This window comes from Streptomyces sp. NBC_00285 (assembly GCF_036174265.1).
Taxonomy (GTDB): domain Bacteria; phylum Actinomycetota; class Actinomycetes; order Streptomycetales; family Streptomycetaceae; genus Streptomyces.
In genome coordinates this window covers 306,508-332,558 of record NZ_CP108055.1, presented here as the reverse complement: position 1 = coordinate 332,558, position 26,051 = coordinate 306,508, and the positions used below count along the sequence as shown (strand labels likewise).

The following is a 26,051-nucleotide window of genomic DNA, read 5'->3' as shown; positions in this document are numbered from 1 at the left end:
TGACCGGGATGAACTTCATGCCTCATGGCACGATCCTATCGAATGCTGGCAATCTTGCCATTGCCGGGTGATGGCCGCCTGCCGCAGTGTTGACGCATGACTGATTCGAATGCATCGATGCGTGCGATGGGCCAGGACGTCCACGGCGGCCCCGAAGTACTGAAGGAGATCGAGGTTCCGCGGCCGGTGCCCGGCGTCAGCGAGATCCTCGTCGCCGTCCACGCGGCAGGCGTCAACCCCACCGACTGGAAGCACCGGGCCGGCGGCGCGTTCGTCGGCGAGCCGCCGTTCGTCCTCGGCTGGGACGTCTCCGGCGTCGTCGAGGCGGTCGGCTTCGGCGTCACCCTCTTCAAGCCGGGCGACGAGGTCTTCGGCATGCTGCCCTACCCGCACGGCGTCGGCGCCCACGCCGAGTACGTCACCGCCCCCACCCGGTCCTTCGCGCCCAAGCCTGCCAACGTCGACCACATCCAGGCAGGCGCCCTCCCGCTCGCCGCCCTCACCGCCTGGCAGGCCCTCGTCGACACCGCCGACGTCCGCCCGGGACAGCGCGTCCTGATCCACGCGGCCGCGGGCGGGGTCGGCCACCTCGCCGTACAGATCGCCAAGGCCCGCGGCGCGTACGTCATCGGCACGGCGAGCGCGGGCAAGCACGCGTTCCTGCGCGAACTGGGCGCCGACGAGGTGATCGACTACCGGACCGTCGACTTCGCCGAGGCCGTCAGCGACGTGGACCTGGTCCTCGACCCGCTCGCGGGCGAGACCCGTACCCGCTCTCTGGGCGTGCTGCGCAAGGGCGGAACCCTGGTATCGCTCCTCGGTGGCGGCACGCCGGAGGAGACCGAGAAGGCCGCGGAACTCGGAGTGCGGCTCGAAGGGCTGCTCGTGGAGGCTGACCACGCGGGCATGCGTGCCATCGCCGACCTGGCCGGCTCGGGCAAACTCCGGGCCCACATCGAGGCTACGTTCCCGCTCGCCCAGGCGGCCGAAGCACACGCGCTGGGTGAGACCGATCGCACGACGGGCAAGATCGTCCTCACCGTCCGCTGAGCCGCTGAGCCGCTGAGCCGGATGCCGGGGTCACGGCTGCCGTGCCCCGGGCCCCTGCGCGGCAGCGCATTGTCCAGCCTCGACGACCTCGTCCGCTGTGCGCGCGTTGTCGCAGCTGGAGACGGCCAGGCGGGGCGCGGCGGGCGAGGTGTCGCTTCGGAGGGAGAGATACGTGGACGCGGGCGTCGCCGGCCCAGGAGACGCGTCAGCTCTTGGGGCCGAACATGTAGGCGTTGGCGACGTCGATGAGTGCCGCGCCCTTGTAGTCGGGGTAACGCTCGGTGATGGCCTTCTTGTACGCGTCGCCGTCGTCATCGAGCAGTTCCCGGCCGGCGTTGACGTAGTCGGTCAGCTCGGCCCAGATGGCAGGGGTGGTCGGCGCCCCATGACCGGGCAGGATCGTGTCGTACTCCGTCTCGGCTGCGAAGCGATCGATGTTGGCCTGCCAGCCGTCGAAGTCCTTGTCCAGGAACCACAGGTGGGTGTGGTTGTAGACGACGTCCTGGGCGACCAGCACGCCCTGCTCGGGCAGCTTGATCACGACGGTGGTGTGGATCTCGCCGCCGGTCACCTTCTCGAACACGAAGGGGATGCCGTCGATGACCTCGGTGCCGGGGGTGATCTCCACGGTCGGGGTCATGTCGGCGAGCGGGATCGGGGCGCCGGTGGGCAGGTCGGTCTTGTCGCCTGTGGCGACGATCTCCGCGGTGGTCTCCGCCAGGGCGTGCACGGGGACGCCGAAGCGGGCCGCACCCTGGTAATGATCCGGGTGCGCATGGCTGACGACGAGGCGGTCGAGCGGCTTGCCGAGCTGCTTGGCGTAGGCGACGACCTCGTCGGCGTAGGCGAGGGCGAACTGCGCGTCGACGGCGACGATCCGCGACGGCGTCTCGATCAGCTGGGTGTTGACGTCCAGGCCGTCCTCGGGCGCGGTGTAGCTGTGGATGCGGACCGGACCCTTGTCGATGACCGTGATGGTGCCGTGCATGGCTCTGCTCCTGTCGAAGTACGGGTGAGGGGTAAGGGGTGGTGAGGCATGGGGAGGGGCGGATGGCTGGTGCTCGGGTTCGCGACCGACTATCGGCCGCAGCGGACATAGCTGGCTTCCACGCTGCGGGCGGGTCGCCTCTGGAACACCTCCATACTGCGGCGGAACCGGATGTCCGGCGAGATACGCTTCGGTCTCGTGATGGTCCACAGGCGACAAGCGCGGCCGAAGCCCGGTCAGCGGGAGATGGGACTGCCGAAGGTGGTCTTCCAGCCTCCGGCCGGCTCCGCCGGCGGCCTGGAGGTGATGACCCTGGCCGACTTCCGCGACCGCACCCGTGACTGGCCCTGGCACATCGCCACCCCGCACCGGCAGGACTTCCACGCCCTGCTGCTGGTCACCGCCGGCACCCTGCGCCACCGCGTCGACTTCACCGGGTACGTACTGCCGCCCGGCTCCTGGCTGTGGATCCGGCCCGGCCAGGTGCACCAGTGGCAGAACCCCGACCAGGCCGAGGCCATCATGATCCTCTTCCAGGAGGACTTCGTCGCCCCCGAGACCGCGGAACTGGCCGGCCTCGGCATCACCACTGCCCCGATGCCCCTGTACAGCCCCGACCCTGCGGATGTCCCCCTACTGGCAGCCGCGGCCGAGCAACTGGCCGCGGAGTTCCCCCAGTCGGAGCGCCATCCACTGCCGGTCCACACCGCCCTCCTGCACCGCCTGCTCGACGTGGTACTCCTGCGCCTCGCCAACCCGCAGCAACACGGTCAGGCCGCGGAATCCGCCCCCGAGCCCTTCCTGCGGTTCCGCGACGCCGTCGAACGAGACTTCTCCCGCACCCACCGCATCGACGACTACGCCCGCGAACTCGGCTACTCCACCCGCACCCTCACCCGCGCCACCCACACCGCAGCCGGCCTCAGCGCAAAGGACTACCTCGACCAGCGCCTCGCCCTGGAGGCCAAGCGCCTCCTCGCCCACGGCACCGAACCCGCCGCCACCATCGCAGCCCACCTCGGCTTCACCAGCGCCACCCACTTCGGCAAGTTCTTCCAACGCCACACCGGTCGAACCCCCCTGGCCTTCCGCGCCTCCCAACGCGCGTCGCCGCCCGCAAAGCCGCCCACGCCACCCGACCGCGTAAACGAATCCCCCATGCCAAGCGCTCCACCGCTCCGCCACCACCAGTGACCCAGTCCTTGGATCAGCACCGTCCTGAATGCCTTCAACCAGCACCCCGACCGGGCACTCCGGGTCCGCGAACTGCACGAAGAAACGGACTTGGGTGTAGCTCGTCTATAGGGACGGGGGACCGTGATCGTGTATGCGCTACTCGGATCGGCGGCGGATTGCTGAGAGAAGGCGCCGCATGCCAATCTCGTGACCGCCCGTCCCGATGACGAGCCGTCGGTAGATGCTGCCGGCCAGGCCGGGAAAAACAGCTCGGCTTTCGGCGCGCAACCGTGATCGACCCGGACTGATGTGTTCGAGGCGAAAGATCAGGGCGTAGGACGAGAAACGATGGCGCCCCTTGAGGACCAGCTCCCGTCCCGGGACCGCAGCGACCACTCGAAAACCGGGCACCGTCGAGCCTTCGGCAAGGGGCCGTGGTCCAGACGCTGTGCAGTCGGCGGATCCCACCAGTCTCGCGTAGCGCGCCATACCAGGACGCGAGAAGGATCGGTCCAGTGTCTCGCCCAGACTGCGCCAGACGTCGTCGACCCCCGCCGCAATGACCGTCGTGTGCTCATCGATGTGCGGCATCCTGTTCGTGCTCTATACCGGCATCCCCTGGCGCTACCTCCCGCAGGAATTCGGCTTCGGCTCCGGGATGACCTGCTGGAGGCGACTGCGGGAGTGGAACGAGGCCGGGGTCTGGCAGCGCCTGCACGAGATGCTGTTGGCCGAACTGCGGGCGGCCGGCATACTGGTTCTGTCCCGGGCGTCGGTCGACTCGAGCCATCTGCGGGCGATGAAAGGTGGTGCGGCCACCGGCCCGTCCCCGGTGGACCGGGGCAAGACCGGCAGCAAGCACCACGTGATCGTCGAGGCCCACGGCATCCCGCTGGCCGCCACGCTGACCGGCGGCAACCGCAACGACGTGACCCAGTTGATCCCACTGATCCGAGCCGTCCCGCTGATCCGAGGCAAACGCGGCCAACCGCTGCGCCGCCCGAAGCACCTCTACGCCGACCGCGGCTACGACCACGAGAGCTACCGCGACCAGGTCCGACGCTTCCAAATCACCCCGCACATCGCCCGACGCGGCACCGAACACGGCTCCGGACTCGGCGTACACCGCTGGGTCGTGGAAGGCGCCATCGCATTACTGCACTGGTTCCGCTGCCTACGCATCCGTTGGGAGATCCGCGACGATATCCACCAGGCCTTCATCGCACTCGGTTGTGCCGTCATCTGCTGGCGATGGCTGAGGACACCGCTCTAATTCCAGGCCAGCGTAGGGTGGAATCCCCTGTCGCGAACGCGCGCCAGCACAAGGAGGCGGGATGCTCGCTAACCTGTCGGCGCTGGCGGCCGGAAGGCGTCATTCGGTCGGACGGCGCTGGGATGGAACCGTTCTCGCCGTGGGCCATACCGCGGCCGCTGAATGTCGTGTCGAGCGATGGGAAGACGTCGTCGCGGTGGCAGCCGGCAACGTCCATACCGCAACGAACACGGGCAGGTCTCATACAGTGGGACTCCGGTCGGACGGCACGGTGTTGGCAACGGGGTGGAATGGCGATGGGCAACGTGATGTCGCCGGATGGCGAGGCGTCACGGCCGTGGCCGCAGGCTGGCGCTGCACACTCGGGTTACTCTCGAATGGCCGGGTGCTAGCAGTTGGCCGGAGTTCAGAAGGACAATGCGACGTGCAGTCCTGGCGCGAGATGGTCGTCCTCTCGTGTGGTGACTGGCACTCCGTCGGCGTCCGGTCGGACGGTTCTGCACTGGCCGCCGGGAGCAACCGACGAGGGCAGTGTGCCGTTGAAGGGTGGCGTGACCTGGCCGCCATTTCGGCCGGGTATCTCCATACCGTCGGCCTCAGAGCCGACGGGCGGGCAGTAGCGACCGGCGACCGGGCGAACGGGGCGTGCACGGTCGATGAGTGGGAAAACGTCGTGGCACTGGACGCAGGCAGCTACCACACCGTCGGAGTTACAGCGTCAGGACGGGTCCTCGCAGCGGGAGACAACAGCTACGGACAGTGCGAAGTCGTCGATTGGCGCGACATGGTCGCCGTGGCGGCCGGTTCAACGCACACCCTCGGCCTGCGCGCCAACGGCACAGTCATGGCCACAGGGAACAATGCCGACAGGCAGTGCGAAGTCGATGCCTGGTCCGGACTCCAGCTTCCCCAGGCCTCCGGGCCGCGTCAGCCTTAACTGACACGCCGTCATTCCCGAGCCGCAGAGACTTCATTCTGATTCCAGTCCTAAGCTTGACGTTCATCGTCCGTGGTCGAACATGGCCTCGAACTTGCTGACGTTTTCGGCTGAGTGCCTGACGTGAGAGCGGCCTTCGCCTGATCCTGTGCTCCGTCACAGAGGCACTTGCCCAGTACGAAGGCCGTAGCGATGAGTCTGCTGCAGCGGGACATCCCGCGGGATGCGTTTGCCCAACTGTCATGCTTCCGGACGGAGTTCTATGCCTGCCTGACCCAGAGGCCCGACGCCTTGTTCGAGCTGAGTGACGCCTTGCTGTGTGCGGACGGCCCGGTGAGGACGTTGGTCGAGCTGTCCCTGGCTCCTGAGCATCAGCGCGGGCATGGTGCGGGTCGGCGACGCCGTCGCCCAAGAGACGCGGGCGATGCGCGCACGCGACGACCGGGTGGGGCTCAACGTGTGGGCGCCGACGGTCAGTCTGCTCCGGCACCCGCTGTGGGGCAGGAACGAGGAGGGCTACGCCGAGGACCCGCACCTGACGGCGGCGATCGCCACGGCGTACACCCGACCGTCGCTATTTGTTCTGCCGGTTCACTCCGGGCGGGTGGAGAGACGGAGCAGCACCGCCGAAGGGGCCGACGGGAGGGAGACGTCGAGCGTCGCGGCCTCCGGGTCCCACGTGGCTTGCGCCTTCGTGGTGGAGGGGTACAGCACGTCGACGCCGACCCGGGCGCCGCGAAGGGTCGGGAACGGGAGAACGGCCGACTCGTCGGAGTCGTCACCGGGACGGCGCCACACGGTGACGTACGTGGTGTCGGGTGTGTGCAGAGTCAGGGCGATCCACGGGTCGTACCAGCCGGGGAGGCCCAGCGGCCAGGCGGGGACAGCGGTGGCCAGGTCACTGCGGATCGTCTTGTGGACGGCGACCGCCTCGTGCGCCAACGCGAGGGCATCGGGGGCGAGTTCGGGGAGGAGGCCGGAGAGGTGGATACGGCCGAGGAGGGCGCTGGCCATGGTGAAGGCGACCTCGTCGAGAGAGTCGTCGGGCAGCGGGTAGGCCCACACCGCCCCTTGTTCCGGCGTGACCGCGGTGGGTGCGGCCGCCGCGATCGGGGCGTACAACTCCAGGTTCTGCTGGTCGCTGGTGGAGTGCAGCTGGACGCGCGAGAGAAGGGCGTAATCGGCGCGCTTGCCGCCGGAGGCGCAGCTCTCCAGGACGAGGCCCGGGTGGCGGTCCAACACGCCGTCCAGCCAGTCGAGGAAGGCGCGGTTGTGGCCGAGCAGGCCGTCCGCCGGGGCCTCACCGGGGTGACTGCTGGTGCCGGAACCCGCGTCCACGTTGTAGTCGAGTTTGAAGTAGCCGACGCCGAAGTCGTCGACGAGCCGGTCCACCACCGCGTCCAGGTGGGCGCGGGCGGCGGGGTGGCGCAGGTCGAGGTGGAAGCGGCCGTTCGCGTTGACGCGGGCGCCGTGGCGGCGGAAGAACGCCTCGTCGGGCAGGGTGTCGGCGATCGGGCTGTGCACGCCCACCACTTCGGGTTCCAGCCACAGTCCCGGCACCATGCCGCGCTCCCGTATCCGATCCATGACCTCCCCCAGGCCGCCCTCGCCGGGAAAGCGGGAGGGGGCGGGCTCCCACGCGCCGACGGTGGTCCACCAGCCGCCGTCCCCGTCGTCGTACCAGCCGGCGTCGATGACGAAATACTCGGCGCCCGCCTCGGCGGCGGCGTCGATGTGCGGCAGTAGGCGGGCCGTGGTCGGGTCGCCCATCAGGCAGTTCATGTAGTCGTTGAAGATGACGGGAAGATGCTGGTGGTCGGGGTGCGGGCGGCGGATCGCCCGCCGGTATCGGGTGAGGGCGGCGAACGCCTCGTCGGTGCCGCCGGCCTCGGTGAGGGCGAGGGCCACGGGTACGGTCGTGAAACTCGCCCCCGGCTCAAGACGGTGCGACCAGCCGTGCCGGAGGTTGGTGGGGCCGGACAGGGACAGGAATCCCGTGTCCCTGCTCTCCCCGCAATCCCACTGCCAGCCACCACCGTTGGTCTCCAGCTGCCACAGCCAGGTCCGCCCCGTCTCGCGGTCGCTCAGCGCGCCCATCGGCAGGTGACCGCCGGTGGAACAGGAACCCTTCCCGGCGATGGTGAAGGTCCCCATGCGGTAGGGCTGGTGGACGCGGCCGTTGATGTACGGGACGGCCTGGCGCAACGGGCGCCGCTGCCAGCGGTGCTCGTTGATCCAGTCGCTCTCCGCCCACAGCAGGTCCGCGGTCACCAACTGCGCCGGGTCCATGGTGAGGACGCCGAGGACGAGGGAGGTGACCGACTCCAGGTCGAGCGGGTTGCTGCCCCCGTTGCGCAGCTCCACGTGTGCGCGCAGGACGGGGATGCCGTCGGGCGAGCGGTAGACCACGTCGGCGGCGAGGTCCGTCTCGGGGTCGTGCAGGCGGACGGTCAACTGGTGCCAGGCCCCGTCACGTTGCACCTCGTGGCCCACGTGGCGCAGTCGTGCGCCGACGCCGTCGACCACCTGCCGGCCCGACGAACAGCCGCCCACCATGGCCTCGACCAGCGGCAGCGACTCCCTCGAACCAGCCGGCCTGGGCGCGGTGTCGGGGGCGCCGAGGTGACGGAGTCGCGGACGGCCGTCCTGGTCGGCGTCGATGATCAGGCGCAAGGCGTCGTGGCCCCAGTCGAGGAGGACGCGGGTGTCGATCATGATGAGTGTTCCTTCGCTTCTTCGGTGTCAGTGGCCGGTGTGCGCGGCGAACGCCCGGCCCGCCTGCGGCGGTACGGCAGCCGGCCGCACGAGGGTGCTGGTGATGTGGACCGGCTGTCCGGCTTCGGCCGTGACGAGCAGCGCCTCCATGACCTCCAGGACGTGATAGGCGAGGCCGCCGTCCGCGCGGTGCGGGGTGTCGGAGGCGTGGGCGGCTGCCAGGTCGGCGATGCCGTAGCCGCGCTCGGCGCCCGGGTAGCCGCCCCGCACGGGGACGTCCTCCCAGTCCTTGGTCTCCGCGCCGGCCCGGCAGAGGCGCACCGGGCCGTCGAAGTAGTTCGGGTCGGGGACGGACAGCGAGCCTTGCGTTCCGTAGATCTCGATGTGCGGCAGGCCCGCTGCCCAGACGTCGAACGACATCACCAGCGTCGACAGGGCCCCGCTCGCGTGCTCCAGAACGCCGGTCACGTGGGTGGCCACCTCCACCGGGAATGTGGTGCCCGCGCGCGGGCCGTGGCCGACGGTGCGCTCGGACCGCGAGGCCGAGGTCATGCCGACCACCTTGCGCACCGGACCGAGCAGGGTGACGAGCGCGGTGAGGTAGTACGGCCCCATGTCGAACAGCGGTCCGCCGCCCGGCCGGTAGTAGAACTCCGGTGCCGGGTGCCAGAGTTCAGGGCCAGGGACCGTCATGAAGGCGGTCGCGGCGACGGATGTGCCGAGCTCCCCGCCGTCCAGCACCGCGCGGGCGGTCTGCACGCCCGCGCCCAGGACGGTGTCCGGCGCGCAGCCCACCCGTACCCCCGCCGCTTCGGCCGCGTCGAGGACGGATCGGGCCTCAGCCGTGGTTGCGGCCAGGGGCTTCTCGCCGTAGACGTGCTTGCCCGCGGCGATCGCGGCATGGGCGACCTCGGCGTGGGCGGCGGGGACGGTCAGGTTGAGGACGAGGTCGACGTCGTCGGCCGTGCACAGCTCATTGACGGTCGTGGCGCGGGCGCCGGGGACGGTGGCCGCGACGGCGCGGGCGCGGGCCGCGTCCAGGTCGGCGACGGCCGTGACGCTCAGATTCGCCAGCGTGGGGAGGGTCCGCAGATAGGCGCCGCTGATCTGTCCGGCGCCGACCAGCCCGATCCGCAGGGCTGCGGGGCGTTCCGTCAACGGGTCGCCCATGCCATGCCCTTCCGGATCATCGTGTCGACCTCGGGAACCTCCAGGTCGGCGAAGTTGTGTCCGAGGGTGGTGACGAACACCCGGCCCGCGCCCCAGCGCTTGGCCCAGGTGACCGGCACCGGCGTGCCGACGAGTTCGGGATGGTCGGGATCGGGGCCGTACCCGGCGACGGCGAGTACCTCGATCGCAGGATCCACGTGCAGGTAGTACTGCTCGGTGGTGACGGTGAAGGGTGCGATCCCGGCCAGCACCGGATGATCGTCTTTTCCCGGCACCGGACGCACCTCGAAGGTCGTGAACTCCCGTGCGTGGTGCACGAACTGGCCGCCCGTCATTATCTGATAGCGGGTCTCGGCGCGGAACGCGTCGACGATGCCTCCGTGCCAGCCGGCCAGACCGGTCCCCGCCCGGACGGCCCGGCTCAGGCCCTCCGCCTGCGGGCCGGTGATCTCGCCCATCGTCCAGCACTGCACCACCAGGTCCGTGGCGGCCAGCAGCTCCTCATCGAGGTAGCTGTCGAGCGTGCCGGAGACGGTCACTGCGTAGCCGTCCGCCTTGAGTGTCGTGACGTAGCGGTCGGTGGCGGCCACGGGGACGTGCCCGTTCCAGCCCCCGCGGACGACCAAGGCCTGCTTGACAGACGTCACAGGCTGCTCCCGGGGGCATCGGTCAGGTCCACGTCCACGGGAGCCTGGGTAACGGCAGGCGCGAGCCGTATAGCGAACGCGTGGGCCAGATCGCGGCCGGGCACGGTACTGAGGGGGGCTGTCACGCTTCTTCGTCCCGACAGCTCAAATCGCCTTTGCTGAAGGGTGCTTGGTGTTTGCGAGCGTGACGTTCCGTGGGTGACCATGGTGTCTCCTCGAGTGCGGATGCCGTGGAGGGCGCCAGGAAGCCTGGGAGAGCTCCCAGGAGTTGGCGGTGTGGAAGTCGGTGCGTCAGGGGGTGGGGGAGTGCAAAGAGGAACGCTCCGCTCTGTTCGATATCACGAACTACGGTCGAAACGTCGAGCATCAAAAGGAGTAGGAGCCCCGTGGACAACATCAACCCCTTGAGCGATGCCGTCGGGGGAGTTGGCTGGTGGGTGCTGAAACCACGGGTGGCGTCCCGGCCCAGTTCCCTGGACGGTCCCGACACGGAGGCCACCTCCTCGTGCTGCACCACGAACCCGGTGGTTCCCAGCCGCTCGGCGACCCTGCGAGGGTGCGTTCGGCGTACCCGTCGTGCCGTTCGTAGATCCGGGAGCCGTAGCCGATGAAGTGCCCTGCTCCCGCAGTACCTGGATGCGCGGGCCGTCGAGCTCGACGGCCATGAGAATCACGCCGTCCGCGAGACCGCTCGCCGCAACGCGCCGCACGCCCTCAGGACCTTCGTCGCTCGTGATCAGCACGACGTCGTAGGCGTGACGGCGGGCGGTAGTGGTGACGCAGACGGCGGCCTCCATCATGACCGGGAGGTACATGTCGGTGCGCAGCGGCATGGCCAGCGCGATGATGTGCGAGCGGCGGCCGGCCAGCGCCTTGGCGCCGGCGATGGGGTGGTAGCCGAGCTCGGCCACGGAGCGCTGCACACGGCGCCGGGTCGCGTCGGACGCTGAGGTCCTGCCGTTGAGCACGTCACTTACCGTGCTGGTCGAGACGCCCGCGCGCCGGGCCACGTCGGCGATGGTCACCATGGTGGTGTCTCGGCTTCCTTCCTGTCGGCCGGGGCGGCCCTTCCCCCGAGGGAGAGCGCGAGAGTGTCGAAGCGCTTCACATCACGACGCAAGGTAATGAGGTCTTTTCAGCGAAACAAGGGTTGGACCAAAAGAAGCTTTCTACATTTCGGGCATTGACACCCGACCAGGGGCACGATGACAGCGTCGAAGCGCTTCATCACTGCTTTCCTGTCCCACTCGTTGAGGGGTTTCTCCCGTGGGTTCTGCCTTCCTGCCCGACGCCGGCCGGCCACCGTTTTGCGATCCCGCTCGCCCACAGGTGAAGCGCGTCGACGACCTGCTGCAACGGCTCACGCTCGACGAGAGGATCGCCCTGCTGCACCGCCTGTCGAGCGCCTGGGTGTCGCCTCCTTCCGGACCGGTACGGGGGCGCTGCACGGCGTGGACTGGCTCGGCGAGGCCACGGTCTTTCCGCAGGCAGTGGGGCTCGGCGCCACCTGGGACAAGGACCTCGTGACCTTCGCCGAGAGAACGGATCCCAACCCCGCGACCGAGCCCCACACCCCCTGGTCCCCGGTGGACATCGCGTTCGAAGCCGCGCAGGACCACCAATCCCCGTACACCGAGGTCGAGTTGGAGGCCGAGTTCAGACACCCCGCCAGCGGAACGGTCGTCCGCAAGCCGGCCTTCTGGGACGGCGGCCGCCGCTGGGCCGTCCGCTTTGCCTCACCCGGACTGGCCGGTGAGTGGAGCTGGCGGACCGTCAGCAGCGTGGCGGATCCGGGACTTCACGGCCGTACGGGAACCCTGACCATCGGCGAGACGGACCCCGCCGCCGCCTCCCCCTTCCGCCGCCACGGCTTCTGGCGGATGTCACCGGGCGGCCGCAGCCTCGTGCACGCCGACGGCACGCCCGCCCTCATCGCCGCCGCCACGGCGTGGGGCCTGCCCTGGCGCGCCACTGCCGAGCAGGCCCGCACGTACGCCGTCGACCGCGCCGCCAAGGGTGCCGCACGTGCTTGACGGGTGCGTACAGGGTCAACCGTTGTTCGTCGGCCTGCACATCGGATACCTCGGCGGCGTAGCGGGCGGTGCAGCCAGTAGCCGTCGGTGAACTTCATCAGGAGGGTGCTCCGTTCGTACGGGGTGCGTCATGGTGTGGGCTGGAAGCGTGCGCTGACTCGTGCGGACGGAGCCGGCCGGCGAGGCTGGAAGGAAGGCGGCGCTGGTGCTGCTGGGCCGCGCCGATCGGCCGACCGCCGTTCTCACCGCCAACGATCTGCGGGCCCTGGGCGGCTACCAGGCGGCTCGGGAGTCGCGGCTGACCATCCCCGGCGATCTGAGCGTGGTCGGATTCGATGACCTGCCGGTGGCTTCCCGGGTGGAGCCGCCGCTGACGACGGTTCACCAGCCCCTGGTGGAGCCGGTCGAGTGCACGTGCTGTCCCTTCGGGCGGGTGGGTGGGGGCCTGTGGCGGTCCGGAGGCACCGGGACCGCCACAGGTGTCTGCAGGCCCTAGCGAACCAGGGGTGCGTAGTCGAACCAGTCGAAGTGGGTGGTCCCGGTGGCGGCGTAGAGGCTGATGACGCGTCCGGTGAAGCCGCCGGCGACCTCGGTGGAGAGGTAGCGGCCGTCCAGGGTGGCCAGGTCGGTCGCCGTTCCGTCGGCGGACTCGAAGCCGAAGACAAGGGAGTCCGGGCCGGTGCGCGCGCAGTGCGGCTCGGGGGCGGGTCCGGTGCGGACGAAGAGGGTCACCGGGCCTGCCGGGAGGGTGTGTTCGGCGGTGATGGTGCGCAGCGAGCCGATCCTGGCGATGACCGAGAGTCGGCCCCCGGGGGTCGCCTCGATGCTGTAGTGGTGGAACTCGTCCAGGCGCACGGCGAGCCCCCCGCTGCCCTCGGCCGTATCGATCAGGGTGCGGGCACGGAAGGCGAGGTGCTGCTGGCGGCGGCCCAGCAGGACCACGTCGGGCTCGTCCAGGGAGGCGCCGCGGGCGCGCAGGGTCAGCCAGCTGTCGCGCTCCTTGGTGCTGACCAGCTCGGTGGGCCGGTCGCGCAGGGAGATCCAGTGGTGTGCCAGGTCGCCCGGCTCGAAGTCGTCCCGCTCCGGCTCGGGGGTGGGGGCCGCCACCGGCCAGGGCAGCTCGGCGCGCTCCACGCCGACCTCGCCGATCACGGGCCAGCCGTCCTCCCAGCTGACCGGGGCCAGGAAGGTCTCGCGGCCGAGTACGTGCCAGCCGGGGGTGCCGCCCTGGGGCCGGACGGCCAGCAGCAGCATCCACCAGCTGCCGTCGGGCGCCTGCACCAGGTCGGCGTGGCCGGTGTTCTGGACCGGCTTGCTGGTGCCGCGGTGAGTGAGGATCGGGTTGGCCGGGCACGGCTCGAAGGGGCCGCTGGGGGAGGGGCCGCGGGCGATGGAGACGCTGTGGCCGCGTTCGGTGCCGCCCTCGGCGAGCATCAGGTACCAGTGGTCGCCGATGCGGTAGAGGTGCGGCGCCTCGGGCGCGGTGGCGCCGGGGGTGCCGGACCAGACGGGGTAGGGCTCGCCGAGGATTTCGCCGGTAGAGGGGTCGAGGCGGACCTGGGCGACCCCGGCGTAGGTGCACCAGCAGGTGCCGTCCTCGTCCCAGGCGAGGTCGGGGTCGATGCCGGGGACGCCGGGGACGCGGACGGGATCGGACCAGGGGCCTGCCGGGTCGGTCGCGGTGTAGACCATGTTGCCGCCGCCGGAGGCGACATTGGTGACGATCAGCCAGAAGCGACCGTCGTGGTGGCGCAGGGTAGGGGCGTACAGGCCGCCGGAGGAGGGGGTGTCCGGAGGGAGGTCGAGCTGGCTGGGGCGGTCCAGGGCATTGCCGATCTGGGTCCAGTTGACCAGGTCGCGGCTGTGGAAGACGGGCAGGCCGGGGAAGTACTCGAAGCTGGAGCAGACGAGGTAGTAGTCCTCGCCGACCCGGCAGACGCTGGGGTCGGGATGGAAGCCCGGGATCACCGGGCTGGTGGCGGAGGTCATCGGTGTGAAGTCCTTGGCGGCGTGGTGGGCGGGTGGGTGGGCGCCGTTCAGGGCGCGAACGTCAGCGCGGCGAGACGCTGTTCACCGGTGAGTACGACCGTCAGTTCGCTGAGCGTGCCGTGCTGGTGGCCCAGGGCGGCGCTGACGGTGGTCCAGGTGTACCGGTCGCCGGTCGAATCCACCGGCAGTGCAGCGAGCAGCAGTCCGTCCGCGTAGACGTCCAGGCCGGCCGGGCCGGGCGCGGTGCGGGAGACCTCGGCGGTCAGCGTGGCCGCGCCGGTGAGGTCCACATTGCGGAAGACCAGCCGCGCGGCCTGGTTCGCGGCAGGCGTCACCGCGTCCCCGTCGGTGCGGCCGGCGTCGACGATGACGGCGTCGCGGTAGTCGTCGAAGTCCACGGCACGCAGTGGCCGGCCGACGGCCCGGCGGGGAGCGGGAGCCGGTCCGTCCACGGTGAACCGGGCGGTGAGCACGGGGTCGGCGGCGCTGCGGGCGACGAGCAGTTCGTAGCGGCCGGGGTCCACGGTGAAGGCGCCGGTGGCGACGTCCCAGTGGGCCAGTGCCTGCTCGACGGGCAGCCGGAACTCCAGCTCCGTCCACTCGCCGGCCGCCAGCCGGACCTTGCGGAAGTCGGCGAGGCGCAGCAGTGGTGCCTCGTAGCGTGCGTCCAGTGCGCGGACGTAGAGCTGGACGGTCTCCATTCCGGCCCGCTCGCCCCGGTTGCCCAGGGAGACCCGGGCCGTGACCGTTCCGTCCTGGGGCAGGCGGTCGGCGTCGAGGGCGAGCCGGGAGTAGCTGAAGTCGGCGTAGGAGAGCCCGTGGCCGAAGGGGTAGAGGGCGGGGGTGCGGTGGTACTGGTAGGTCCAGCCGGCCTTGATGATGTCGTAGTCGAGGCGCTCGGGCAGTTCGTCCTCGCCCTGGTACCAGGTCTGCGGGAGGCGGCCTGACGCGTCGGCATCCCCGCGCAGCACGCGTGCGAGGGCGCGGCCGGTCTCCTGGCCGGCGTGGGAGGTCCACAGGATCGCGGGGACGTGCTCGGCGGCCCAGTCCACCGCGTAGGGGTAGCTGGACATGACGACCAGGACGGTGTCCGGCTGGGCGGCGAGGACCGCGCGCAGCAGGCGGTCCTGGTTCGGCGAGAGGTTCAGTCCGGCCCGGTCCTGCGTTTCCCGGCCGTTGATGTGCGGGTCGTTGCCCAGGACGACGACCGCGGTGTCCGCCGCGGCTGCGGCGGCGACGGCCTCGGCGACGCCATCACGGACGACGGTGCGGGTGAGGACTGCCGCCACCTCCGGCGACTCTCCGGACATGGTGACAACGCCGGTGGCGGCGTGGACCTGCGCGTACCGGCCGGTGAGGACGCTCCGCAGCAACTCGCCCCCGTCGCCGTCGGGTTCGAGCCGGAAGGTCTCGCGGACGTACCAGTCGCCGGGCTGGTCCCGGTCGGCGGCTACCCGGCGGTCGGCGTCGCGCAGGGAGGCGTAGCGGCCGGTGACGGCCGAGCGCAGGGTGAGCACCCCGAGATCCCAGTCGAAGAGGTCGAACTGTGCGGACGGGTCGCTGTCCTGGGCATCCGCAACGGTCAGCATCCCTTCCGGGCCTGCGGCGGTCAGCGCCCGGCCGTCCGCCGTGCGCAGCACGATCCGGTCCACGCCCTCCACGCCCTGGACGCCGAGGCCGTCGGCGACGGTGATCCGGTAGGGGTGGCTGCCGCTGTACCAGTCCTCGAACAGGGTGCAGGCCAGTGTGCCGACGACAGCGACCCGGCGGTCGGCGGGCAGCGGGAGCAGCCCCTCGTTCTTCAGCAGCACCACGGACTCGGTGGCCGCGCGCAGGGCGAGCTCCTGGTGGGCGGGGGAGTTGACGACCTCCCAGCCGATGCCGGCGTAGGGGTCGTGCTCGGGGTCGAACTCGCCCAGGCGGAAGCGGAGGGACAGCTGCCTGCGAACCGCCCGGTCCACGTCGTCCATGGTGAGCAGGCCGCGTTCGAGGGCTTCGGTGATGCGGCCCACGGTGACGGAGGAGTCCTCGCCGTGGTCGGTGAAGGAGTCGATGCCGGCCTTGAGGGCGGCGGCGTGCGACTCTGCGTGGTCCTCGTAGTAGTGCTCGGGGTCGACCAGGTTGGACGGGGCCTCGGCGTCGCTGACCACGAACAGCTCGTGCCCGGTGGGTTCGGCCCAGCGCCGCAGCTGCTGCCCGATCAGCGGACTGACGTGGCAGGGACGGCCGTTGACGAGGTTGTACGCGGCCATGACGCCGGTGGCGGCGCCGGTGGCGATGGCGAGCCTGAAGGCGGCCAGGTCGTACTCGTGCAGCACCCGGGGGCGCAGCCCGGAGGAGGTGGTGCAACGGCCGTCCTCGTTGTTGTAGCCGAGGAAGTGCTTGAGCACGGGGGCGGTGCGCAGATGCTCCGGGTCGTCGCCGGACATGCCCCGGCAGAAGGCGTCGCCGAGCCGGGCGGAGTGCGCGGGGTCCTCGGAGTAGCCCTCCTCGTTGCGTCCCCAGCGCGGGTCGCGTAGCAGGTTCACCACCGGCGCCCAGCCCTGGAGGCTGGTGCGGCCGGTGCCGACGGTCGGCGGGCGGTGGTGGTGGAAGGCGCGCTGTTCGACCGAGACGGCCTCGGCGACCTCGCGGACCAGGCTCTCGTCCCAGCTCGCGCCGAGGCCCACGGCCTGCGGGAAGGTGGTGGCCTCGCCCAGCCGGGCGACGCCGTGCAGGGTCTCGGTGCCGGTGCGGAACTCGCCGACTCCCAGCCGGGGGATCGCCGGGGAGTACTGGTGCAGCATGGCGATCCGCTCCTCGGCCGTGAGCTGGGAGAGCAGCTCGTCGACGCGCTGGGCCAGGGGAAGCCCGGGATCGCGGAAATGGGGCGTGGCGGACACGGCGGCAGTGCTCACAGGTCAGGATCCCTCGCTGAACGGGGCAGTCGGGCCGACAGGCGCGGTCGCGCAACCCTGCCGGTGGTGAAGCCCTTCGACGCTGACAGGCGATTACACCAGCGTCAAGAGAAAGTTTCGTTGGTAGCTGCCGGAAACTTTAAGTTGTCGTTTCTCTGTGCATGCCTTGCCCTCCGAGGAAAGTGGCGCTTAACCTCTCGGCAACATCGAAGCGCTTCGACGGCTTCCGGCGGACAGGCCGTCAGTTCCCTGCAAGGGTCCGGCTGCACTACAGCGCATCTGCACGACGCTCGACTCCTCATCCCACCCTCGAAGGGCAGCCCATGAGCATCGCCATGAGTCGTAGAACTTTCGTGAACGGCGCGGTCGCTGTGACGGGAGCAGCCGCCCTGTCCCCGGTGCTCTCCGCCTGCGGCGGGGGCAAGTCCAGCAGCAAGGGCGGCGCCAACAGCAAGACCGGTCTGGCATCGGTGCTTCCCGCCTACGTGGCGAGCACGGCGGTCAAGCCGGACATCCCCTCGGTGACCGGAGCCGCAGGTTCCTTCACCGACCCGGGCTACCTGACCTACCCGGCCCACCCGGTGGCCACCGTCTCCGGCATACCGGGCAAGGGCGGCAGCTACACCGCGGTGACCCCCATGTGGGACGCCCTCCCGCCGGCGGGCAACTCGTTCTACCAGGGCATGAACAAGGCGCTGGGCGTCAACCTCACCATGAAGCCGGCGAACGGCAACGACTACGCGACCATCATCCCGACGATGACCGCGGCGAAGAAGCTGCCGGACTGGATCAACCTGCCCAGCTGGTGGAACAACAACTTCAACATGGGTGGGCTGGTCGGCAACCAGCTGGCGGACCTCACGCCCTACCTGGCCGGGGAGAAGATCAAGAAGTACCCCAACCTGGCGGCGATCCCGACCCTCGCCTGGCAGGTCAGCGCCTGGGAGGACAAGATCTACGGCATTCCCACCTTCGCCAGCGGGATGCCGCTGTCCGGATCGGTGTTCTACCGCCGGGACATCCTGGAGGCCAAGGGGATCACCGCAGACCAGGTCAAGTCCGCCGAGGACTACATGAACCTGGGCAAGGAGCTGACCAATGCCAAGGGCGGAGTCTGGGCGTTCGGCGAGGTCTGGACCTCCCTGTACCAGGCATGGGGACTCCCGGACAAGTACACGGTGGTGGACGGCAAGCTGGTCCACTTCTACGAGATGCCCGAAATGCTGGAGGCCCTGGACTGGCACTACCGGCTGGCCAAGGCGGGATACGTGGACCCCGACGCACTGGCCGGCAACACCAACAACGCCGGCACCCGCTTCTTCTCGGGCAAGTGCCTGATCCAGGGTGGCGGCACCGGGGCCTGGAGCCTCAGTGACTACCAGTCCGGAACCGCCGCGAACAAGAACTACCGCCGGGACGCCTTCAACATCATCGCCGCCGACGGCAAGTCCGACCCGCAGATGTTCCTCGGCGCCTCCACCAGCATGCTGAGCTACTTCAACGCCAAGCTCTCCGGCGACCAGATCCAGGAACTGCTCGCGGTCGCCGACTACCTGTCCGCTCCCTTCGGCTCGGCCGAGTACACGATGGCCACCTACGGCGTCGAGGGCGTCCACTACACCCTGCAGAACGGTCTGCCCACATACACCGACGAGGGCAAGAAGACCGCTCTGCCGAAGACCTTCCCGTTCCTGGGCGCGGGTCCCTCGGTGGTGTTCAATCCGGGTGCCGAACAGGTCACCCGCGACTCCCTCGCCTGGTGCACTGCTGCGAGCAAGCACGCCTACAAGCCGGTCTTCTACGGCATGAACATCACCTTGCCGTCGCGCTACAGCACCATCGCCAACGCCCAGTCCGTCCAGGACACCATCAAGGACGTCACCCACGGCCTGAAGAAGGTCTCCGACTACCAGGCGGTACTGGCCAGTTGGAAGAGCAGCGGCGGCGACCGGCTCAAGGCGTGGTACCAGACCGAGATCCTCGACAAGCTCGGCACGGGTCAGTAGTCCGCACCAGCAGGCGGCGCCACGCAAGGAGGAACCGTGACCGTGACATCCACCATCAAACCCAAGAAGACCCAGGGGAGCCGCAGAACCGAGCGAGCGGCCGGCGCGCGGAGCGGCCGGGCGGACAAGAGCCTCCCGGGTACCGGGATGACCTGGCGGATCCGGCTGCGCCGGGACAAGTCACTGATCATCATGACCCTCCCGGTCGTGGCACTGCTGCTGGTCTTCAACTACGCGCCGCTGTTCGGTCTGATCACCGCCTTCGAGTACTACGACCCGCTGGTCGGGGTGATGCACAGCGACTGGGCCGGTCTCGACCAGTTCCAGCAGCTGTTCAACGACCCGGTGTTCTGGGCGGCGCTGCGCAACACCGTGTGGCTGAGCTTCGTCCAGCTGGTCCTCTTCTTCCCGGTTCCGGTCGCCCTCGCACTGATGCTCAACTCGGTGATGAGCCCCCGGATCCGCAACTTCATCCAGTCCGTGGTCTATCTGCCGCACTTCTTCTCCTGGGTGCTGGCCATCACCGTCTTCCAGCAGATGCTCGGCGGGGCCGGCGTGCTCAACCACCTGCTCGCCCAGCACAATCTGGGCAGCTGGGACATCATGACCAACCCGCGCACCTTCGCGCTGCTGATCTCCGGCCAGGCGGTGTGGAAGGAAGCGGGCTGGGGGATCATCGTCTTCCTCGCCGCGCTGGCCGCGGTGGACCAGAACCTCTACGAGGCCGCTGCGGTGGACGGGGCCGGCCGGTGGCGGCGGATGTGGCACATCACCCTGCCCGGCATGCGCGGCGTCATCGTGCTGATGCTGGTGCTGCGGCTGGGCAACGCGCTCAGCGTCGGCTTCGAGCAGTTCCTGATCCAGCGCAACGCCGTCGGCCACGACACCGCCGACGTCCTGGACACCTTCTCCTTCTACTACGGCATCGCCACCAACAACTACAGCTACGGCGCGGCGGCCGGACTGTTCAAGAGCGTGATCTCGCTGCTGCTGATCTGGGGAGCCAACAGGCTCGCACACGCCTTCGGTGAGGACGGGTTGTACCGCAAATGAGCCAGACACTCAGTGACACCCCGACCCCGGCTCTGACGCTCCGTCCTGACCGGCATCCCAACCGCCCGGTGTGGGAGGAGCCGCCCACGGCCGTCGGGCAGGGCCTCAAGGGCGGCGTGCTGCTGCTGGTGCTCGCAGCGGTCCTGGTGCCGCTGTGGATCGTCGTGGTCACCAGCTTCTCCACCCCCGGCGCCATCAACCGGGCCGGCGGCCTGGTCATCTGGCCCGACGGGCTGACGGTGGCCGCCTACCACCAGATGCTCGTCGATGGGCCGGTCACCCGGGCCGTCCTGGTCAGCCTGGGCATCACCGTCGTCGGCACCCTGCTCTCCATGGTGGTCTCGGTGCTGTGCGCCTACGGGCTGTCCCGCTCCCGTTCCTTCGGTCACCGCGCCATCCTGCTGGTGCTCGTCATCACCATGTTCGTCGGCGGCGGCCTCATCCCCACCTACCTGGTCGTCACCGCCCTCGGCGGCTACGGACAGTACTGGGCGCTTATCCTGCCCAGTTCGGTCTCCGTCTTCAACATCCTGGTGCTGCGCTCCTTCTATTCCGGGACCGCCTCCGACCTCATCGACGCCGCCCGCATGGACGGCTGCACCGAGTGGCGCATCCTGTGGTCGATCGTGCTGCCGACCTCCCGCGCGGTCACCGCGGTGGTGGCGCTCTTCTACGCGGTGGGCTACTGGAACTCCTTCTTCAACGTGATGCTCTACATGCCGACCGACAGCACCAAGTGGCCACTGCAGTACGTGCTGCTCCAGTACGTCAGCAACGGGATGACCATGCCGGGCGCCACCAACGGCGGCTTCGGCTCCCTGCACACCCAGACCGCGCCGCTCTCCCTGCAGATGGCGGTGGTGGTGCTGACCCTGGTGCCGATCCTGATGGTCTACCCCTTCATGCAGAAGCACTTCAAGACCGGCATGCTCACCGGCGCGATCAAGGGCTGACCGGCATGGTGACACTGGCAGAAGTGGCCGAGGCGGCAGGCGTCTCCCCGAGCACCGTGAGCTACATCCTCAGTGGCAAGCGGGCGATCTCCACCCCCACCAAGAAGCGGGTCGAGGAGGCGATCGCCCGCCTCGACCACCACCCCAACGCCGGTGCCAGGGCGCTGGCCGGACGACGCTCGCACATCCTCGCGCTGGTGGTACCGCTGCGCACCGACATCGACGTGCCGGTGATGATGGAGATCGCCATCTCGGTCACCACGGCGGCCCGCCGCTTCGGCTACGACGTCCTGTTGCTCACCCATGACGAGGGATCGGAAGGGGTGCGCAGCGTCGCCGCCAGCGGTCTCGTCGACGGCGTCATCCTCATGGACGTCCAGCTCGACGACCCCCGCATCGCCGTCCTGCGCGAGACCGGCATCCCCGCCGCCCTGATCGGCCTGCCCAGCGACCCCGTCGGACTCGCCTGCGCGGACCACGACTTCGCCCACGCCGGGGCGCTCTGCGCCGAGCACTGGCCGAGCTGGGGCATCACTACGTCGCGTTCATCGGCTACGCGCCGACGGTCTACCAGCGCCACTCCGGCTACGCGGAACGGACCCTGACCGGCTTCCAGGACGCGGCGGCAGCCCTCGGCCTGCGGGTGCTGCACCGTCCCTGCGAGGGCACCTTCGAGTCCGTGGCCGGGGTGGTCAGCCGGATCCTGGCCGACCGTCCCGACACCACCGGATTCGTCGTCCACAACGAGGGCGCGATCCAGCCGCTGCTCTCGTTGCTGCGGGCCTCCGGGCGGGTCGTCCCCGAGGACGTCTCGGTGGTGGCGCTGTGCCCCGAGGCCCTGGCCGAGCAGTGCTCACCGCGGCTCACCGCGGCTCACCGCGGTCACCGGTCCGGCACCGCGCACGCAGCCCGTCCCCGGCCTCGCCCCTACCCGAAAGAGTGTGAAGTGAGCACCAGCAGACTCACCGCCCGGCTGGGCGGCCTCGCCTTCGGCGGCGACTACAACCCGGAGCAGTGGGACCAGGAGACCTGGAAGGAGGACGACGCCCTGATGAGCCGGGCGCGGGTCAACCTCACCACCCTCGGCGTCTTCTCCTGGGCGCTACTGGAACCCGAGGAGGGCCGGTACGAGTTCGCCTGGCTGGACCAGCAGCTCGACCGGCTGCACAGCTACGGCGTCGCCGTGGACCTGGCCACCCCCACCGCCTCCCCGCCGCCCTGGTTCACCCTGGCGCACCCGGACGCGATGCCGATCACCGCCGAGGGAGCCGGGCTCGTCCACGGCAGCCGGGACACCTACTGCCTGGCCGCTCCCGCCTACCGGCGGGCCGCGCGCGGGATCGCCACCGCCCTGGCCGCCCGCTACGGCGAGCACCCGGCGCTCGCCCTGTGGCACGTCCACAACGAGTACGCCGCGGTCTGCTACTGCGACCACGCCGCCGCCGGCTTCCGGCGCTGGCTCCGCGAGCGCCACGGCAGCCTGGAGGCGGTCAACGCGGCCTGGGGGACCGCCTTCTGGAGCCAGCGCTACGGCAGCTGGGAGGAGATCCTGCCGCCCCGGGCCACCCAGTGGCACCACAATCCGGCCCAGGTGCTCGACTTCCGCCGCTACTGGTCCGACGAGGCCCTCGCCGCCTACCGCGAGCAACGTGACGCCATTCGCGTCCACAGCGACCTGCCGGTCACCACCAACCTCATGCTGCCCGGCTACCAGAACCTGGACCTGTGGGCCTTCGGCCGTGAGCTGGACTTCGTCAGCATCGACCACTACCCGATCGCGCCGGGCGTGGACGCCGCCGCCGACACCGCCTTCGGCGGCGACCGGGCGCGTTCCTTCGGCGGCGGAAAGCCCTGGCTGCTGATGGAGCAGGGAACCTCCACGGTGTACGGGGAGAACGCCACCCTGCCCAAGGAGCCGGGCGAGATCCTGCGGCACTCGGTGCAGCACCTGGCCCACGGCGCCGACGGCGCGCTGTTCTTCCAGTGGCGCCAGTCCCGCTCGGGGGCCGAGATCTGGCACTCGGCGATGGTCCCGCACGCCGGGGCGGACTCGCGGATCTTCCGCGAGGTCTGCGAAACCGGGGAGGCGGTGGCGCGGCTGGCCGAGGTGGCAGGTTCACGGGTCGTCGCCGAGGCCGCCGTGCTGCACGACACCGACTCCTGGTGGGGGCTCGAGAGCCAGGGGCTGCCGTCGAAGGATCTCGACTACCCCGGCACTCTGCGCCGCGCCCACCGTGCCTTGTGGGACGCGGGCGTCACCGCGGACTTCGCCCACCCGGAGACCGAGCTGTCGGCGTACCGGCTGGTCCTGGCGCCCGCGCTGCACCTGCTCTCCGACGCCGCGGCCGAGAACCTGCGCGGCTACGTCGAGCAGGGCGGCACCCTGCTGGTGCAGTACTTCAGCGGCGTCGTCGACGAGAACTACCGGGCCAGGACCGGCGGTTACCCGGCCGAGCCGCTGCGCGAGGCGCTGGGCATCCGGGTCGAGGAGCACCGCCCGCTCGCGGCGGGGGCCGTGCTGGGGCTGTCCGACGGCATGGCGGCAGGTGCCTGGAGCGAGTACCTCCGCACCGAGGGCGCGGACACCGTCGCCGCCTACGCCGACGGACGCCCCGCACTGACCCGCGCCGCCTACGGCGAGGGCGCCGGTTGGTACCTCTCCACCCGGCTGGACGACGCCGGATACTCCGCACTGCTGCGCCGCCTGCTGTCCGAAGCCGAGGTCCGACCCTTCCTGCCCGGCCTGCCGCCCGGCGTGGAGGCGGTCCGCCGCAGCGCCGACGACGGCCGCTCCTGGCTCTTCCTGCTCAACCACGGCCGTGAGCCCTGGCACGTCCCGGTCGTCGGCTGGGAGCTCCTGTCGGACCGTCAGTCAGCGGACGGCGGCGTGACGCTGCCTCCGGGCGGCGTTGCGGTGCTCCGGCTGCCGTGATGCGCGGCGACTCATACCGGCCCACCCCCGATCCAGGACGTGAGGAACACGACATGCCCCTGACTGACCCCGGGCTGGCGCCCGGCACCACCCGAGAGGACGTACCCCAGTGACGCACGGCACAGCGCAGACGATCCGCTGGGGCCACCCGGCCCTGGCCATGGAGATCGCCCTGGACGAGGACGGCGCCGCCCGACTCGTCCACCTCGGGACACCCGAAGAGGCGGACGGCGCGAGGCGCCCCGGCGCACCGCTGCCGCTGGTCGAGGTGACGGCGGGGGGCCAGGGCCGGCACCTCATCGGCACCGACCTCGCCTCGCGGCTGCGCCACCGCTCCCACCGCGCGGGCCGTGACGGCGACTGGCACACGCTGAGCGTCGAACTCCACGACCCCGGCATCGGGCTCACCGCCGAGGTGCGCTACCGCTCCCCGGACGGCCTGCCGGTGCTGCGCAGCGAGGTGCTCCTGCGCAACGAAGGGCCGGGTGCGCTGCAACTGGAGTCGGTCAGCTCGCTGGTGACCGGCGGCCTCACCCAGGACGGACCGGCGGGCCTGGACTCCGCCGACCTGATGTGGGCGGATAACGAGTGGTTCACCGAGCTCCGCTGGAAGCAGGAGCAGCTGCGGGACTCCTCGCCCGCCCTCAACGGCCGGGTCATGACCGGCCGGGGCGTCCGGTCCAGCAGCCGGTTCCTCCCCATGGGCGGCCTGACCGACCGTGAATCGGGTCGCACCTGGCTGTGGCAGATCGAGCACAACGGCGGAGGCTGGCGCTCGGAGTGCGGCGTCCGTGACGAGACGGCCTATGTGGCGCTGTTCGGTCCCACCGACGCCAATCACAGCTGGCGGCACCTGCTGGAGCCGGGGGCCGAGTTCCGCACGGTACCGGTGGCGCTCGCTTTCGCTGCGGACGGCGGCCCCGACGAGGCGTTCGCCGTGCTCACCCGGTACCGCCGGATCACCCGCCGCCCGCACCGGGACCACCTCCACCTGCCGGTGATCTTCAACGACTACATGAACTGCCTGATGGGCGACCCCACCACGGCCAAGCTGCTGCCACTGGTCGATGCTGCGGCCGAGGCGGGGTCGGAGTACTTCGTCATCGACGCCGGCTGGTACGACGAGGACAACGGCCACTGGTGGAGCACTGTCGGCACCTGGGAACCGGCCGCCAGCCGCTTCCCCGGGCCGCGCGGGATCCACGAGGTCCTGGACCGCATCCGGGAGCGGGGGATGGTGCCCGGCATCTGGCTGGAACCGGAGGGGGTCGGCGTGTCCAGCCCGGTCGCCAAGTCCCTGCCGGAGGAGGCGTTCTTCTGCCGCGACGGGCAGCGTGAGGGGGATGGCGGCAACCGGTACCACCTCGACCTGCGCCATCCCGCCGCCCGGGCCCACCTCGACCAGGTCGTGGACCGCCTGGTCGGCGAGTGGGGCGTCGGCTACCTCAAGCTCGACCACAACACCGACTTCGCCCGCGGCACCAGCAGCCACCCCGGGGAGGCCCCGGCCGACGGGCTGCTGGGCCACAACCGGGCCCTGCTCGACTGGCTGGACGGCGTCCTGGACCGCTACCCGGACCTGGTGATCGAGAGCTGCGCCTCGGGCGGCATGCGCACCGACCACGCCATGCTCTCGCGGCTGCAGCTCCACTCCACCAGCGACCAGGAGGACCTGCTGCTCTATGCGCCGATCGCCGCCTCCGCGCCCACCGCCGTCACCCCCGAACAGGGTGCGGTCTGGGCCTACCCGCAGGCCAAGGACTCCCCCGACGAGGTCGCCTTCACCATGGCCAACGCCCTCCTCGGCCGCATCCACCTCTCGGGGAAGATCACCGAGCTCGGGGCCGGGGAACGAGCGCTGGTCCATGAGGGGGTGGCGGTGTACAAGTCCATTCGCGCCGACCTTCCGCAGGCCGTCCCCGCCTGGCCGCTCGGCCTGCCGGCCTGGGAGGACCCATGGATCGCCCTGGCCCTGCACACCCCGGCCACCACCTACCTCACGGTCTGGCGCCGCCCCGGAGCGGACGACACCGCAGTCCTGCGGCTGCCCCGGCTGCGGGGAGCCGATGTCAGCACCGACCTGCTCTACCCCAGCAGCGGGCGACCGCACTGCGCCTGGGATCCGGATGCGGCCGAGCTCACCGTGACCCTGCCGGCGGCACCGTCCGCCGTGCTGTTGCGACTCCGGCAGTCGGCCCGCCCCACGCAGACTTCCTGACCAGCACTGCGCCA

Annotated in this window: 18 protein-coding genes and 5 pseudogenes; 15 read left to right on the top strand and 8 right to left on the bottom strand. The window is 70.3% G+C overall.

Translation table 11 applies throughout. The annotated features are described in order from the left end of the window. The first annotated feature begins 117 nt into the window (after positions 1–117). Positions 118–1,050, top strand: coding sequence for an NADP-dependent oxidoreductase (locus tag OHT57_RS01685; protein ID WP_328753086.1), 933 nt, complete (start codon positions 118–120; stop codon positions 1,048–1,050). A gap of 205 nt (positions 1,051–1,255) precedes the next feature. On the opposite strand, the gene OHT57_RS01680 is transcribed toward OHT57_RS01685, so the two are convergent. Beyond that, entirely contained in the window at positions 1,256–2,038 is a 783-nt protein-coding gene (locus OHT57_RS01680) for an MBL fold metallo-hydrolase (RefSeq protein ID WP_328744012.1), read from the bottom strand. Positions 2,039–2,284: 246 nt separating this feature from the next. Between OHT57_RS01680 and OHT57_RS01675 the strand changes: the two genes are divergently transcribed. Continuing rightward, positions 2,285–3,232, top strand: a complete 948-nt coding sequence (locus OHT57_RS01675; protein ID WP_328744011.1) for a helix-turn-helix domain-containing protein — start codon at positions 2,285–2,287, stop codon at positions 3,230–3,232. Positions 3,233–3,370: 138 nt separating this feature from the next. On the opposite strand, the gene OHT57_RS01670 is transcribed toward OHT57_RS01675, so the two are convergent. Next, the gene (locus OHT57_RS01670; protein WP_328744009.1) at positions 3,371–3,805 is read right to left on the bottom strand and encodes a hypothetical protein; all 435 of its coding nucleotides are present in this window, start codon (positions 3,803–3,805) and stop codon (positions 3,371–3,373) included. Between OHT57_RS01670 and OHT57_RS01665 the strand changes: the two genes are divergently transcribed. The 4 genes and pseudogenes from OHT57_RS01665 to OHT57_RS01650 all read left to right on the top strand — a co-directional run. Further along, positions 3,702–4,487: an IS5 family transposase gene (locus tag OHT57_RS01665; protein WP_443053584.1), complete on the top strand. Its 786-nt coding sequence runs from the start codon at positions 3,702–3,704 to the stop codon at positions 4,485–4,487. The genes OHT57_RS01670 and OHT57_RS01665 overlap by 104 nt on opposite strands. Positions 4,488–4,548: 61 nt before the next feature. Continuing rightward, positions 4,549–5,424, top strand: coding sequence for an RCC1 domain-containing protein (locus tag OHT57_RS01660; RefSeq protein WP_328744008.1), 876 nt, complete (start codon positions 4,549–4,551; stop codon positions 5,422–5,424). Between the two features lie 192 nt (positions 5,425–5,616). Next, positions 5,617–5,811, top strand: a pseudogene (locus tag OHT57_RS01655) (NF041680 family putative transposase); the annotation flags it as partial. A 1-nt stretch (position 5,812) separates the two neighbouring features. Further along, positions 5,813–5,992 (top strand): annotated as a pseudogene (locus OHT57_RS01650) (glycoside hydrolase family 3 N-terminal domain-containing protein); the annotation flags it as partial. Between the two features lie 23 nt (positions 5,993–6,015). On the opposite strand, the gene OHT57_RS01645 reads toward OHT57_RS01650, so the two are convergent. From OHT57_RS01645 to OHT57_RS47340, 4 genes are all read right to left on the bottom strand, one after another. Beyond that, positions 6,016–8,139, bottom strand: coding sequence for an alpha-galactosidase (locus OHT57_RS01645; protein WP_328744007.1), 2,124 nt, complete (start codon positions 8,137–8,139; stop codon positions 6,016–6,018). A 27-nt stretch (positions 8,140–8,166) separates the two neighbouring features. Then, positions 8,167–9,309 carry a Gfo/Idh/MocA family protein gene (locus tag OHT57_RS01640; RefSeq protein ID WP_328744006.1) on the bottom strand — a complete coding sequence of 381 codons (1,143 nt, stop codon included), beginning with the start codon at positions 9,307–9,309 and terminating at the stop codon, positions 8,167–8,169. Beyond that, positions 9,294–9,956, bottom strand: coding sequence for a ThuA domain-containing protein (locus OHT57_RS01635; protein ID WP_328744005.1), 663 nt, complete (start codon positions 9,954–9,956; stop codon positions 9,294–9,296). Before OHT57_RS01635 ends, OHT57_RS01640 begins: the two co-directional genes overlap by 16 nt. 338 nt (positions 9,957–10,294) lie before the next feature. Further along, positions 10,295–10,984 (bottom strand): LacI family DNA-binding transcriptional regulator, encoded by a 690-nt coding sequence (locus OHT57_RS47340; RefSeq protein WP_443053409.1) that lies wholly within the window; start codon positions 10,982–10,984, stop codon positions 10,295–10,297. Positions 10,985–11,222: 238 nt separating this feature from the next. On the opposite strand from OHT57_RS47340, the pseudogene OHT57_RS01625 reads away from it, so the two are divergent. From OHT57_RS01625 to OHT57_RS01615, 3 genes and pseudogenes are all read left to right on the top strand, one after another. After that, positions 11,223–11,482 (top strand): annotated as a pseudogene (locus OHT57_RS01625) (hypothetical protein); the annotation flags it as partial. Beyond that, positions 11,480–11,989, top strand: coding sequence for a DUF5060 domain-containing protein (locus OHT57_RS01620; RefSeq protein WP_328753085.1), 510 nt, complete (start codon positions 11,480–11,482; stop codon positions 11,987–11,989). The pseudogene OHT57_RS01625 and the gene OHT57_RS01620, both read left to right, overlap by 3 nt. Positions 11,990–12,170: 181 nt before the next feature. Continuing rightward, positions 12,171–12,485 (top strand): annotated as a pseudogene (locus OHT57_RS01615) (substrate-binding domain-containing protein); the annotation flags it as partial. On the opposite strand, the gene OHT57_RS01610 reads toward OHT57_RS01615, so the two are convergent. After that, a complete protein-coding gene (locus OHT57_RS01610; protein ID WP_328744004.1) occupies positions 12,482–13,978 on the bottom strand; it encodes a glycoside hydrolase family 43 protein in 1,497 nt (498 codons plus the stop codon). The pseudogene OHT57_RS01615 and the gene OHT57_RS01610 overlap by 4 nt on opposite strands. A gap of 47 nt (positions 13,979–14,025) precedes the next feature. After that, positions 14,026–16,875 carry a glycoside hydrolase family 3 C-terminal domain-containing protein gene (locus tag OHT57_RS01605; RefSeq protein WP_328744003.1) on the bottom strand — a complete coding sequence of 950 codons (2,850 nt, stop codon included), beginning with the start codon at positions 16,873–16,875 and terminating at the stop codon, positions 14,026–14,028. Between the two features lie 335 nt (positions 16,876–17,210). On the opposite strand from OHT57_RS01605, the gene OHT57_RS01600 reads away from it, so the two are divergent. The 6 genes and pseudogenes from OHT57_RS01600 (at position 17,211) to OHT57_RS01575 (ending at position 26,037) form a co-directional block, all read left to right on the top strand. Beyond that, entirely contained in the window at positions 17,211–18,881 is a 1,671-nt protein-coding gene (locus tag OHT57_RS01600) for a Tat pathway signal sequence domain protein (RefSeq protein WP_328744002.1), read from the top strand. A 36-nt stretch (positions 18,882–18,917) separates the two neighbouring features. Next, a complete protein-coding gene (locus tag OHT57_RS01595; protein WP_328744001.1) occupies positions 18,918–19,934 on the top strand; it encodes an ABC transporter permease in 1,017 nt (338 codons plus the stop codon). Further along, entirely contained in the window at positions 19,931–20,887 is a 957-nt protein-coding gene (locus OHT57_RS01590; RefSeq protein ID WP_280883064.1) for a carbohydrate ABC transporter permease, read from the top strand. The genes OHT57_RS01595 and OHT57_RS01590 overlap by 4 nt, the downstream gene beginning before the upstream one ends. Positions 20,888–20,892: 5 nt before the next feature. Further along, positions 20,893–21,758: pseudogene (locus OHT57_RS01585) on the top strand (LacI family DNA-binding transcriptional regulator); the annotation flags it as partial. Between the two features lie 180 nt (positions 21,759–21,938). Beyond that, positions 21,939–23,819 (top strand): beta-galactosidase, encoded by a 1,881-nt coding sequence (locus tag OHT57_RS01580; RefSeq protein ID WP_443053583.1) that lies wholly within the window; start codon positions 21,939–21,941, stop codon positions 23,817–23,819. 160 nt (positions 23,820–23,979) lie between these two features. Then, positions 23,980–26,037: a glycoside hydrolase family 36 protein gene (locus OHT57_RS01575; protein WP_328753083.1), complete on the top strand. Its 2,058-nt coding sequence runs from the start codon at positions 23,980–23,982 to the stop codon at positions 26,035–26,037. Positions 26,038–26,051: the final 14 nt, after the last annotated feature.